The 12,957-nt window shown below is 66.8% G+C and carries 11 protein-coding genes; 4 read left to right on the top strand and 7 right to left on the bottom strand.

Annotation, left to right across the window (positions count from 1 at the left end):
* Position 1 precedes the first annotated feature (1 nt).
* From trpS to ACVXZ4_RS03410, 3 genes are read right to left on the bottom strand one after another with little or no spacing between them, the layout of a single operon-like run.
* Entirely contained in the window at positions 2–1,009 is a 1,008-nt protein-coding gene (gene trpS / locus ACVXZ4_RS03400; RefSeq protein WP_461796833.1) for a tryptophan--tRNA ligase, read from the bottom strand.
* Positions 1,010–1,037: 28 nt separating this feature from the next.
* Complete coding sequence (locus tag ACVXZ4_RS03405) at positions 1,038–1,886, bottom strand: exodeoxyribonuclease III (protein WP_461796834.1); 849 nt, start codon at positions 1,884–1,886, stop codon at positions 1,038–1,040.
* Between the two features lie 28 nt (positions 1,887–1,914).
* On the bottom strand, positions 1,915–2,883 hold the full coding sequence (locus tag ACVXZ4_RS03410; RefSeq protein ID WP_461796835.1) for a YihY/virulence factor BrkB family protein: 969 nt from the start codon (positions 2,881–2,883) through the stop codon (positions 1,915–1,917).
* 83 nt (positions 2,884–2,966) lie between these two features.
* On the opposite strand from ACVXZ4_RS03410, the gene ptsP reads away from it, so the two are divergent.
* Together ptsP and ACVXZ4_RS03420 are read left to right on the top strand one after the other, a co-directional pair.
* A complete protein-coding gene (ptsP, locus tag ACVXZ4_RS03415) occupies positions 2,967–4,607 on the top strand; it encodes a phosphoenolpyruvate--protein phosphotransferase (RefSeq protein WP_461796836.1) in 1,641 nt (546 codons plus the stop codon).
* 392 nt (positions 4,608–4,999) lie between these two features.
* Positions 5,000–6,544: a sigma-70 family RNA polymerase sigma factor gene (locus tag ACVXZ4_RS03420; RefSeq protein WP_461796837.1), complete on the top strand. Its 1,545-nt coding sequence runs from the start codon at positions 5,000–5,002 to the stop codon at positions 6,542–6,544.
* Between the two features lie 210 nt (positions 6,545–6,754).
* Here ACVXZ4_RS03420 and ACVXZ4_RS03425 read toward each other — a convergent pair whose 3' ends face one another.
* The 4 genes from ACVXZ4_RS03425 to sdhC are packed head-to-tail and all read right to left on the bottom strand — an operon-like array spanning position 6,755 to position 10,214.
* Positions 6,755–7,510: a succinate dehydrogenase iron-sulfur subunit gene (locus tag ACVXZ4_RS03425; RefSeq protein WP_185202502.1), complete on the bottom strand. Its 756-nt coding sequence runs from the start codon at positions 7,508–7,510 to the stop codon at positions 6,755–6,757.
* Positions 7,511–7,513: 3 nt separating this feature from the next.
* On the bottom strand, positions 7,514–9,334 hold the full coding sequence (gene sdhA, locus ACVXZ4_RS03430; RefSeq protein ID WP_461796838.1) for a succinate dehydrogenase flavoprotein subunit: 1,821 nt from the start codon (positions 9,332–9,334) through the stop codon (positions 7,514–7,516).
* 14 nt (positions 9,335–9,348) lie between these two features.
* Positions 9,349–9,795, bottom strand: a complete 447-nt coding sequence (locus ACVXZ4_RS03435; RefSeq protein WP_461796839.1) for a succinate dehydrogenase hydrophobic membrane anchor subunit — start codon at positions 9,793–9,795, stop codon at positions 9,349–9,351.
* Between the two features lie 2 nt (positions 9,796–9,797).
* Positions 9,798–10,214: a succinate dehydrogenase, cytochrome b556 subunit gene (gene sdhC / locus ACVXZ4_RS03440; RefSeq protein ID WP_461797917.1), complete on the bottom strand. Its 417-nt coding sequence runs from the start codon at positions 10,212–10,214 to the stop codon at positions 9,798–9,800.
* A gap of 247 nt (positions 10,215–10,461) precedes the next feature.
* Here sdhC and ACVXZ4_RS03445 point away from each other — a divergent pair, with 247 nt between their 5' ends.
* A complete protein-coding gene (locus ACVXZ4_RS03445; RefSeq protein WP_461796840.1) occupies positions 10,462–11,583 on the top strand; it encodes a mannose-1-phosphate guanylyltransferase in 1,122 nt (373 codons plus the stop codon).
* Positions 11,584–11,759: 176 nt separating this feature from the next.
* Positions 11,760–12,866, top strand: a complete 1,107-nt coding sequence (locus tag ACVXZ4_RS03450; RefSeq protein ID WP_461796841.1) for a BMP family lipoprotein — start codon at positions 11,760–11,762, stop codon at positions 12,864–12,866.
* The last annotated feature ends 91 nt before the right edge of the window (positions 12,867–12,957 follow it).

Raw genomic sequence — 12,957 nt, forward strand, 5'->3', positions numbered from 1 at the left:
GTCACCGTTTCGGCAGGAGGCCGATGCGGTCGTAGACCGTCGCGAGAGTCACATCGGCGATCGCCGCGGCTCGATCGGCGTTGCCGGCGAGCACCCGATCGAGTTCCGCGGGGTCGTCGAGAAGCTCGAGCGTTCGCGCTCGGATCGGTGCGAAGGTCTCGACGACAACCTCGGCGAGATCCTTCTTGAAGTCCCCGTACCCGCGACCTTCGTAGTCGGATTCGAGAGAGTCGATCGACCGCTCCGCCAGCACAGAGAAGATCGTGAGCAGATTGGAGACCCCCGGCTTCTCGCCGGTGTCGTAGCGCACCTCGCGGCCGGCATCCGTCACGGCGGACTTGATCTTCTTCGCGGTCACCGTCGGCTCGTCGAGCAGCCACACCACGCCCGCGGCGGACTCTGCGGACTTGCTCATCTTCGACCCGGGATTCTGCAGGTCGTAGATGCGCGCTGTCTCCTTCAGGATCATCGCCTCCGGCATCGCGAAAGTGGGGCCGAAGCGGGTATTGAAGCGGTTCGCCAGGTCGCGGGTGAGCTCGACATGCTGCTTCTGGTCGTCGCCCACCGGCACGGCGACGGCGTTGTAGAGCAGGATGTCGGCGGCCATGAGCGTGGGGTAGGCGAAGAGGCCGACCGACGCGGCATCCGATCCCTGCTTGGCGGCCTTGTCCTTGAACTGGGTCATGCGGCTTGCTTCGCCGAAGCCGGTAATCGTGTTGAGCACCCAGGCGAGCTGCGGATGCGCCGCCACATGCGACTGCACGAAGAGGGTCGAGACCTCGGGGTCGATTCCCGCGGCGATGTACTGCGCGGCGGTGCGGCGGGTGTTCTCGCGAAGTGCCGCCGGATCCTGGGCGACGGTAATGGCATGCAGGTCGACGATGCAGAAGATGGCGTCGTGACTGGCCTGCAGCTCTTTCCACTGCAGCAATGCGCCGATGTAGTTGCCGATGTGGAGGGACTCGGCCGAGGGCTGCATACCGGAGAACAGGCGGGGTTTGGAACTCATGGATCCAGTCTTCCAGAGAGGGAGCCGATCAGACGACGTAGTCGACGACCACCGGGGCATGGTCCGACCAGCGGGTGTCCCACGCCGACGCGCGGTCCACCGCATAGTGCACGACGGATGCCGCGAGCTGGGGTGAGGCCATGTGGTAGTCGAGTCGCCAACCGGTGTCGGTGTCGAAGGCCTGCCCACGCTGGGACCACCACGTGTAGGGCCCGTCGACCTCGCCGGCCCACTGCCGGCCGACGTCGACCCAGCCGAGCCCGCGTCGCGTCTTGCCATCGACGCAGGCGACGTTCTTGCCCGCCGGACCGAAGAACTTGTCGAAGTAGGCGCGCTCCTTGAGCAGGAAGCCGGCACTCCTGCGGTTGCCCCGCCAGTTCTTGAGGTCGAGTTCGCGGTGCGCCACGTTGAGGTCGCCTACGATCACGGCGAGCGGCGTGTGCGCGGAGAGTTCGGGGAGGCGCCTGGTCATGGCGTCGAGGAACTTGTACTTCTCGATCATCTTCTTGGGGGTCTCGGCATCGCCGGAGTGCACGTAGGTGCTCACGACGGTGACGATCGAATCGCCGACCCGGTAGTCCGCTTCGAGCCACCGGCCTGCGCTGTCGAACTTTTCATCACCGAGCTCGACCCGATGGATCTCGGCTCCTCCGCGGCTGGCGAGCGCTACACCGGCGCGACCCTTCGCTGTCGCGGCGTCATGGAGGATGTTCCACTCCGGCCCGAGCAGGTCTTCGAGGTCGGAGGTTGCGGCTCTCACCTCCTGCAGGGCGAGGATGTCGACATCCCGCGCCGCGAGCCAGTCGCCCATGCCCTTGCGGAATGCGGCGCGCACCCCGTTGACATTGACGCTGGCGATACGAAGGGGAGTGCTCATGAATCGAGCCTAGCGAAGACGGCCGACGTCACCGGAGGCGTGCGATCGGCCGCACCCTCGGGCGCGGGTGACGGCCAGGCGGGCTCGAGCCCTGGCGCCGGGCGGTCGCGGTAGCGGTCTGCCCGTGGTCGGCCATGTCGACGGAGATCCAGGTCGCGGCGATCAGGATCACTTGGCAGACGAGTCCGAACCAGACGAGCAATCCGAGGATCACGGCGAACGACGCGAGTAGCGGGTTCTTCCCGGCGCCGCCCACGATCGTGGCGCCGAGCACCTTGAGGACGCCGAGCGCGATCCCCCCGAGCAGCGAGCCGGTGAGCAGGCGTTGCCACGGGATCCGCACCGCGAGCAGCACGCGATAGAGCGCAGCGAGCACCAGGGTGTCGATCACCAGCACGATGAGCAGGCCGATGATGTGCCCGACCGCCTTGGCGAAGAACGAGCGGTTGTCGAGGTGGAGAAGGTCGAACAGGGCGGAGAGCGCGCTGGTGGAGAACACGGAGATCGCGGCGGAGGCCAGCGTCACGATGGCGAAGGCCACGACGAGGGCCAGGTCCCGCAGCTTGAGCAGCAGGAAGAAGGTGGTGTCGGGCGCGAGATCGAAGACTGCGCGAACCGCCGACCGGGCGGAGGCGAACCAGCTGAGCGCAGTGACAAGCAGGGCGGCCGCGGCGACGATGCTGCTCCAGCCGAGTACGCGGGACTTGAAGAGGGCATCGAGATCGATCGCTCCGCCACCACCGTTGCCCGAGTCGATCAGGCCGGGGACCGAGCTCGACAGTGTGTTGACGACCGCGTTCTTCAGGTCCGAATTCGACTCGATCGACAGGCCGAGGAGGGCGAACCCCACGTAGATCCCGGCGAAGACGCTGTAGAGGGCGGTGAGGCTGAGTCCGCCGGCGAGGATCGGCCCGTTCTTCTCGGAATAGCGCTGGAAGACCCGCACCGGGCGCAGCTTCATGACCCGAGCGATGAGGGCCTGCAGTGAGGTCAGCATCCGTTCCCTTTCGACAGTTCAAGCCTAACCAGCGCGCCGGTAGAGTTCTGTGGAAACAGCATGGGCTCGAGGAAGAGGAACGCATGGACCTGCACGGTATCGGCGTAGGACGCGGAGTGGCCGTCGGCCCGATCCTGAGGATGCCGGATCCCCTTCCCGAACCCCAGGACTCCGCCCGCAGCGCGGACGCGACGACCGAGCTCGCGACGGTCACCTCCGCGCTGTCGACAGTCGCCGCCGAGCTGCGCGCTCGGGGAGAGAAGGCCGGAGGAGCGGCGAAGGACGTGCTGGAGGCCGCGTCGCTGATGGCTCAGGACCCGACGCTGATCGATGACGTCAGCGCCCGCATCGAATCGGGCAAGACGGGCGAGCGCGCCGTCTTCGAGGCCTTCGGCGCCTTCCAGGACATGCTCGCCGGCATGGGAGGGCTCATGGCCGAGCGGGCCACCGATCTCGGAGACGTGTCCCAGCGCATCATCGCCACCCTCCGCGGGGTTCCCGCCCCCGGCGTGCCGTCGTCAGACAGCCCGTTCATCCTCGTCGCCCCCGACCTCGCACCGGCGGACACGGCACTCCTCGACCTCGAGAAGGTGCTCGGGCTGATCACCAGGGACGGTGGCCCCACCAGCCACACGGCGATCCTCGCCCGGTCCAAGTCGATCCCGGCGATCGTCGGCGTCTCCGGCGCTCTCGACCTCACCGACGGCACCGTCGTGATCGCGGATGCCGCCACCGGCGGTGTGCGCGTCTCGCCGACCGACTCCGAGGTGTCCGATGCCCGGCAACGCATCGCCGACCGCGCGGCCGCAGCCGCCGCGCCGATCACCGACGGCGTGCTCGCCGATGGCACGAAGGTGCCGCTCCTCGCCAACCTCGGCTCTCCGAAGGATGCCGCGGCGGCGGTCGCGCTCGGTGCCGAGGGTGTCGGGCTCTTCCGCACCGAGTTCCTGTTCCTCGACTCGAAATCGGCTCCCACCGTCGAGGAGCAGCGGGTGCAGTACGCCGAGCTGCTCTCCCACTTCCCCGGCAAGAAGGTGGTGGTGCGCGCACTGGATGCCGGCGCCGACAAGCCGCTCAGCTTCCTCAATGACGCCCACGAGGAGAACCCCGCCCTCGGACTCCGCGGCCTGCGCGCCCTGCGGGCGAGTGAGCCGATCCTGCGTGACCAGCTCACGGCCCTCGCCCTGGCCGACGCCGAGACGGAGGCGGAGCTCTGGGTGATGGCTCCCATGGTGTCCGACTCCGAGGAGACCGAGTACTTCGTCGGCCTCGGCAAGGAGCTCGGGTTGACGATCGTCGGCGTCATGGCCGAGGTGCCGTCCCTGGCCGTGCTGGCCGACCAGGTGCTGGAGAGCGCCGATTTCGTGAGCGTCGGCACCAACGACCTCACCCAGTACACGCTCGCGGCGGACCGGATGCTCGGATCGGTCGCGCACTTCCAGGACCCCTGGCACCCCGCCGTGCTCCGCCTCGTCAAGCTCATCGGAGACGCGGGCGCGGCGAGCGGCAAGCCGGTCGGAATCTGCGGTGAGGCTGCTGCCGACCCGCAGCTCGCCGTGGTGCTCGTCGGGCTCGGCGCGACCACCCTCAGCATGACTCCGGCGGCTCTCGCCGACGTCCGTGCCGAGCTCGCGACGGTCACTCTCGAACAGGCACGGGAGAAAGCGGCGGCGGCTCTCGGCGCGCGCACGGCGGCGGGGGCGCGCGCAGCGGCATCCGCCTGATCCCCGGATCCCCGGATCCGCCAAGCCTGCGAGTGGGCAATTGTGGCGCTATTTTCGCCGCTGTGGCGCCAGAATCGCCCACTCGAGCGTTGGAATCGTGGTCTCCTCGACGGAAGCGTGTCTCCACGGGCAACCGCCCGAAGCCCGAGGGTTAGAAGCCCGACGTCGCGAGTGGGCAAGAGTGGCGCCATATTCAGCGTCTTGGCGCCATAACCGCCCACTCGAGCCGTGGAGCGCCGCGATCCAGCGGCGGGATACCGCGGCGGCGCATGCTCTGAAACCCCGCGACCATTGGCCATCCGGTCGCCCGGCGTTCATACTGGAATGACTCGGGAACGCATTCGACAACGGGGTCGGACGCCGTATCGGGGCCGGAACGGGGGGATCGGGCCATGAAGAATGAGGAAACTGACAGTCGAGCGGATCCGGGCGCGACGGCTTCCGACGAGTCCCTTGTCGCCTTGGCGCGTGGCGGCGACCGTGGTGCCTTCGCTCAGCTGTGGCAGCGCCACGCCCGATCCGGACTCCGAGTGGCCCGCCAGTTCACCTCCTCCATCGACGCCGACGACCTCGTGTCTGAGGCCTACGTGCGGATCTACCAGCGGGTGCTCGCCGGTGGAGGCCCCGATGGGGCCTTCCGCCCCTACCTGTACACGACCATCCGCAATCTCGCGAGCCGGTGGGGTGGCGATCGCCACGATGTCAACGTCGATGACATCGGCGATTTCGAAGACCCGACGGCCGCAGAAGACCCGGCCGCCATAGCCCTCGACCGCACCCTCACGGTGCGGGCATTCCGGGCCCTGCCCGAGCGCTGGCAATCGGTGCTCTGGTACACCGAGGTGGAGGGGATGGATCCGCACGAGGTCGCCCCGATCCTCGGTCTCACCGCCAACGGGGTCGCCGCGCTCTCCTATCGTGCCCGCGAAGGCCTTCGCAAGGCGTGGCTGCAGGCTCATGTCTCGGATGCCACGGCCTCCGGCGAATGCCAGTGGGCGATCGCGCGGCTCGGCGACTTCGCCCGCAACGGACTGACGGCCCGCGAACGCACCAGAGTCAGCGACCACCTCGCCACCTGTGCACGCTGCTCGATCATCAGCGAGGAAGTGGATGAGGTGGGCTCACGCCTCGCCCTCGTGATGCTCCCCCTCCTGCTCGGCGGCATCGCCGGAGGCGGGTTGCTCGCCTCCCTCAGCGCGCCGAGCTCCGCGGCCGCCGCGACCCTCACGCCGGCCATCCCGCCCGCCTTCGCGGCATCTGCGGTCGCCGCACCGGCGGTCACCGCCGGGCTCACCGCCACCCCGATCGCAGCGCCCCTCATCGGCTCACTCGCCATCGCCATCGCCATCTCCGGAGGGCTCGCCGCGAGCAATGCCGCTCCACCGTCACCGGCACCGGTCTCGACATCGATCACGCAGCCCCAGGAGGCCGGCTCGGTCCCTGCCGTCTCGGCTTCGAAGCAGGCGGATGCAGCGGGGTCGACGCTCGACTCGGCGACCGACAGCCTCATGCCGGAGCCGGGTGCTCTCGGGTCCACCGTGAACAGCACCGTCGCGGGTGTCGGCTCCACCGTCGACTCCGTGGTGAAAGACATCACGAACCCGGTGAACTCCCTCCTCCCCGGCATCGCCATCGGTCCGGGCGCGGTACCCGCACACTCGGCGCCTCCCGGGGTCGTCGGCGCGTCCGCAGCCCTCGACCTGGCGGGCACAGGGATTCCCGGTGCGACGGTCTCGCTCCAGACTGCCGGTGCCGTCTATGCGACGACACGAGTGACCCCTGAGGGCACCTGGGCGATTCATGTCACCGCGCTCCCGACCTCCGCGGCCGGGCTGCAGGTGAAGCAGACCGTGGCCACCCTTCTCGGCATCGACCTCGGCATCCCCCTGACGGTGCTCTCGAACAGTCTCGGCGTGACCCTCGACGTGCTCCACTGACGCCTACGGGAATTGCCTCCTCGATCCGCGTCATAGTCGGGGTTGATCGCGGTCTCTTCCGGTAAGAAGCGGAGAGATCCTCTTCCCACCTCCCCAGATTCAGAGGAATAGGGGAGGGTTGCCGGGGGAAAACGGCAGTGCCACCCGAGGATAAAGATCGCCGACTGCCCTTCGGGTGGGCAGTCGGCGATTTCTCCGGTAGAAGGAGCGTTACGGCTTTCCGCGCAGCACGGCCGCCTTGACCTCGGCGATCGCCTGGGTCACCTGGATGCCGCGGGGGCAGGCCTCGGTGCAGTTGAAGGTCGTGCGGCACCGCCACACCCCCTCCTTGTCGTTGAGGATGTCGAGGCGTACCTGCGATCCCTCGTCCCGCGAGTCGAAGATGAACCGATGGGCGTTCACGATAGCGGCGGGTCCGAAGTACTGGCCGTCCGTCCAGAACACCGGGCAGCTCGAGGTGCAGGCCGCGCAGAGGATGCATTTGGTGGTGTCATCGAAGCGGGCTCGCTCGGCCGGGCTCTGGAGGCGCTCCTTCTCGGGCTTCGACGAAGCGATGAGGAACGGCTGCACCTCCTTGAAGCTCTCGAAGAACGGGTCCATGTTGACGATCAGGTCCTTCTCGAGCGGGAGGCCCTTGATCGCTTCGATGTAGATCGGCTTCGACAGGTCGAGGTCCTTCAGCAGCGTCTTGCAGGCCAGACGGTTACGGCCGTTGATACGCATCGCGTCGGACCCGCAGACCCCGTGCGCACACGAGCGACGGAAGGTGAGAGAGGCATCCTGCTCCCACTTGATCTTGTGCAGCGCGTCGAGCACGCGATCCGTGCCGCCCATGACCACGTCGAAGTCCTCCCAGCGCGGCTCGAGGTCTACCTCGGGATCGAAGCGACGGATTATCAGCGTCGCGGTGAAGGTCGGGATCTCTTCCGGCACCGAGGGACGGTTCTCCAGGACTGCGTTGCTCATATCTCAGTACTTTCTTTCCATCGGAGGATAGTTCGTGATGACGACCGGTTTCCAGCCGAGTTTGATGTGCTCGCCGGCATCCGCGGACTCCGGGTCGCCGACGAGGTAGGCCATCGTGTGCACGAGGAAGTTCTCGTCGTCGCGGTTCGGATAGTCCTCGCGCATGTGCCCGCCGCGGCTCTCCTTGCGGGAGCGGGCGGAGTAGACGACAACCTCGGCGAGGTCGAGCAGGAATCCGAGCTCGACGGCCTCGAGCAGGTCGGTGTTGAACCGCTTGCCCTTGTCGCGCAGTGCGATGTTCTTGTACCGCGCGCGCAGGTTCTCGATCAGGACCGTCACTTCGGCGAGGCTCTCGTCGGTGCGGAAGATCTGGGCGTTGCGGTCCATCGAGTCCTGCAGCTCCTTGCGGATGGCCGCGATGTTCTCGGAGCCATTGCCGCTGCGCACCATGTCCAGGATCTTGCGCACCCCCGCCGCCGGATCCTCCGGAAGCGGTGTGAACTCGGCGGTCTTCACGTACTCGACCGCGTTCTGACCGCTCCGCTTGCCGAAGACGTTGATGTCGAGCAGCGAGTTGGTGCCGAGCCGGTTCGAGCCGTGCACGCTCACGCAAGCACACTCGCCGGCGGCGTACAGTCCGGGCACGACCTCGGTGTTGCTGCGCAGCACCTCGGCCTTCACGTTGGTGGGGATGCCGCCCATCGCGTAGTGCGCGGTGGGAAGCACCGGAACCGGCTCGGTGTACGGCTCGACGCCGAGGTAGGTTCGGGCGAACTCGGTGATGTCGGGCAGCTTCTCGTCGATAACCGCGGGCTCGAGGTGGGTGATGTCGAGGTAGAGGTAGTCCTTGTTCGGACCGGCGCCTCGCCCTTCACGGATCTCGGTCGCCATCGATCTCGCGACGATGTCGCGCGGAGCGAGATCCTTCAGCGTCGGGGTGTAGCGCTCCATGAAGCGCTCGCCGGTGCTGTTGCGCAAGATGGCTCCCTCTCCCCGGGCCGCTTCGGAGAGGAGGATGCCGAGCCCGGCGAGGCCGGTGGGGTGGAACTGGTAGAACTCCATGTCCTCGAGGGGCAGGCCCTTGCGCCAGATGATGCCGACGCCGTCACCGGTGAGGGTGTGGGCGTTCGAGGTGGTCTTGTAGATCTTGCCGAACCCGCCGGTGGCGAAGATGATCGCCTTCGCCTGGAAGACGTGGAGTTCGCCGGTGGCGAGCTCGTAGGCGACGACGCCGGAGGGCTGCTCCTGGGTCTTGCCGAAGGCATCCGTCACCTCGGTCATCACCAGGTCGAGCACGTAGTACTCGTTGAAGAAGTTGATTCCGAGCTTGACGCAGTTCTGGAACAGCGTCTGCAGGATCATGTGGCCGGTACGGTCCGCCGCGTAGCAGGCGCGACGCACCGGAGCCTTGCCGTGCTCCCGGGTGTGACCACCGAATCGGCGCTGGTCGATCTTGCCGTCGGGCGTGCGGTTGAACGGCAGGCCCATGTTCTCGAGGTCGAGGACGGCGTCGATCGCCTCCTTGGCGAGGATCTCTGCGGCGTCCTGGTCGACGAGGTAGTCACCGCCCTTGACGGTGTCATAGGTGTGCCACTCCCAGTTGTCCTCCTCCACGTTGGCGAGGGCAGCAGCCATGCCGCCCTGCGCCGCGCCCGTGTGGGAACGCGTGGGGTAGAGCTTGGAGATCACCGCGGTGCTCGCGTGCGGTCCGGCCTCGATGGCCGCCCGCATCCCGGCGCCGCCGGCGCCCACGATCACGATGTCGAACTGGTGGTAGTGCACGCCGTCGACGATCGAGGAGGTGCCTGCTGCGTCTGTGCCCATTGTCTGCTCCGGCCTTACTTGGCCGGGCAGAAGGACGGGAGCAGGTCGGCTGGCGATCCCGCAGGACATGGATTGAAGGTGTAGATCACAAGGGTTCCCAGCAGGATCAGCAGTACGGCGGACGCGAGGAGTGCGCCCTTGAATATGCGACGGACGAGTGGATTGGAGGCGTAGTCGTTCACGATGGTGCGCATGCCGTTGGCGCCGTGGATGAGGGCGAGCCAGAGCAGCAGCGTGTCCCAGATCTTCCAGAACGGCTGCGACAGCTTGCCGCCGACGAAGCCGAAGTCGATGGCCTTGACGCCCTCGCCGGCGACGAGGTTGACGAAGAGGTGCCCGAAGATGAGCACGACAAGCACCACACCGCTCGCGCGCATGTAGATCCAGCCCCACTTCTCCAGGTTGAACCGGGACTGCTGGCGCGTGCGGGGAGCGCGCGGGGATTCGATGGTCGCGGTCATGATCACGCCCCTCCGAAGATATGCATGAGCTGGCGCGGCAGGAAGCCCGCCATGAGCACGACCCAGAGGCCGATGACGATCCAGAACATCAGGCGCTGGTGCTTGGTGCCGACGCTCCAGAAGTCGATGAGGATGATGCGGAGCCCGTTGAGAGCGTGGAACCCGATCGCCGCTACCAGGCCGGCCTCGCCGAGCCCCATGATGGGCGTCTTGTACTGGTCGATGACCGCGTTGTAGGCCTCGGGGCTCAGCCGCACCAGTGAGGTGTCGAGGATGTGCACGAGCAGGAAGAAGAAGATCGCGACGCCCGTGATGCGGTGGAGCACCCACGACCACATGCCTTCCCGACCGCGGTACAGCGTGCCTCGGGGAACCCGTGGAGACGAGATCCTTGGCGTCGGAAATTTCTTGTCTGGCATGGGAGCAGCCAGGGCCCCCGCCGACTTCTCTGGCACGAGCAACCCTCCTTGGCGTCGGTCAGCTCCCGTAACAGAAGCTGGGAATGTTCGCAGTCGAACTCACACGATTCTATTCCCGGCGATCGAGCGCACCGTGCCATGCGGGCATCCGATTGTCTCGGTATCGAGATATTTCCCAGCTTGTGACAACGGGGGGACCGGTTCCGACCCCGAGTCGTCGGCGCGGGGCTGCGGATAGTCTGGCGGCATGGCCACACCCTCGGAACCACTCGACCGCTTCTACAGTGTCATCCCGGCCGGCGGAATCGGCTCCCGGCTCTGGCCTCTCTCGCGTGCCGACGCCCCGAAGTTCCTGCACGACCTCACTGGCTCAGGCAGCACGCTGTTGCGCGCCACCTGGGATCGCCTCGCACCCATCTCGGGACCGGAACGCATCATGGTGGTCACCGGGCGTGCCCACCGGGCCGCAGTGGAAGCGCAACTCCCCGACTTGATCGATCCGAACGTGGTGCTCGAGAGTGAGCCGAAGGATTCCTCGGCGGCGATCGGGCTGGCGGCGGCGATCCTGGTGAGGCGGGAGCCGGAGGTCATCATCGGTTCCTTCGCGGCGGACCATGTGATCTCCGACCAGCGCGGCTTCCGTCGTGCGGTGGTCGAGGCGGTGGCGGCCGCGGAGGCCGGGTACATCGCGACCATCGGCATCACCCCGACGGATCCGGCGATCGGCTTCGGCTACATCCACTGCGGCGCCGCCCTCGAGATCCCCAATGCCCCGCGCGCGGTCAGCGTCGACAGCTTCGTGGAGAAGCCGGACCAGGTCACGGCCCAGTCCTACCTCGACGACGGCAACTACCTCTGGAACGGGGGCATGTTCATCTCCCGGGCCGACGTGCTTCTGCGCCAACTCGGCGAGACGGAGCCGGAGCTGCTCGCGGGGCTCGAGGAACTCGCCGAAGCCTGGGACACCCCCCGCCGCGGGGCCGTCGTCGACAAGGTCTGGCCGGAGCTGAAGAAGATCGCGATCGACTACACCGTCGCCGAGCCCGCCGCAGCAGCGGGTCGGCTCGTCGTAATCCCCGGGGACTTCGACTGGGACGACGTCGGCGACTTCGCCGCGATCGCCAAACTGCACTCCGGGGGCCGCAAGTCCGACCTCGCGATCCTCGGGGAGAACGCCCGCGTGCTCGCGGATGCCTCGAGCGGCGTGGTCATCAGCCAGACCGGGCGGCTCATCTCGCTGATCGGAGTGACCGACATCGTGGTCGTCGATACCCCGGATGCGCTCCTCGTCACCACGAGCGCGAACGCCCAGCGGGTCAAGTCCGTCGTCGACGCCCTCAAACTCTCAGGACGCAGCGACGTCCTCTGATTGGTCGATGCCCGGTCAGGGTGATTATTTCTGCAACATTTCCTGACCATCGCATCTTTGTAACCATTGGGTCTCCCGCCCCCCGGATGGATCATCCGCTGCCGTAACATTCGGTAACCTGACACCACTATGGCCACGGCAACCGCTGCTGTGGCTGCACCTTCTTGGAGGACATCTTGAGAATCACCTCACGTAAGGCCGCCCTCGGCGGCCTTGCATTGGTCGGCGTAGTTTCCCTGCTCGCCGGCTGCGCAGCAGCTCCCAAAGCCGACAACACCACCGCGGCGACCACGAAATTCCTTCCGTGCATGGTCTCCGACAGCGGTGGATTCGACGACAAGTCCTTCAACCAGCTCGGCCTCGAGGGCCTGCAGTCCGCCGCCAAGTCGCTCGGTGCGTCCTACAAGAAGGCGGAGTCGAACGCCGACACCGACTACGCGCCCAACATCGACAGCATGATCGCCGCGAACTGCAACCTGATCATCACCGTCGGATTCAACCTCTCGGCCGCAACGCTCGCCGCCGCCAAGGCCAACCCCGACATCCAGTTCGCCATCATCGATGACGCGGCGGATGCCAACTTCGACGGCAAGGTCGACGAGCCGAACATCAAGCCGATCCTCTTCGACACCGCCCAGGCCGCATTCCTCGCGGGCTACGCCTCGGCGAGCTACAGCAAGTCGGGCATCGTCGGCACCTTCGGCGGCATGCAGTTCCCGACCGTCACGATCTTCATGGACGGCTTCGCCGACGGCGTCGCGCAGTTCAACAAGGACAAGAGCAAGGACGTCAAGGTCGTCGGCTGGGATGTCGCGAGCCAGAAGGGCTCGTTCACCGGTGGATTCGACGCCAACGACACCGCGAAGAGCACGGCCCAGAACCTGATCGATCAGGGCGCGGACGTCATCTTCCCGGTCGGTGGCCCGATCTTCCAGAGTGCGGGAGCGGCAATCACCGACTCCGGTAAGGACATCGCGCTCCTCGGAGCCGACGCCGACGTGTACAACACCTTCCCGCAGTACGACAAGCTGTATCTGACCTCGGTGCTCAAGGGCATCGACCCGGCCACGCAGGCCGTCGTCAAGGCGAGCGCCAAGCAGGCGAAGGGCACCTTCGACAACGTGGCCTACGTCGGCAACCTGAAGAACGACGGAGTGGGCATCGCCCCGTTCCACGACTTCAAGTCGAAGGTCGACTCTGGCCTGCAGGGCGAGCTCGACAAGCTCAAGGCCGACATCATCAGCGGCAAGCTGGTCGTGAAGTCCTACCTCTCCGGCAGCTGATACTCCGGTAGCGAAGAGAAGGCAGCACCAGGGCGGGGAGGCCAGCGACGCTGGTCTCCCCGCCCTGCTTAAGTGCTCGACCACCTGATTG

The organism is Lacisediminihabitans sp. FW035 (assembly GCF_054880895.1).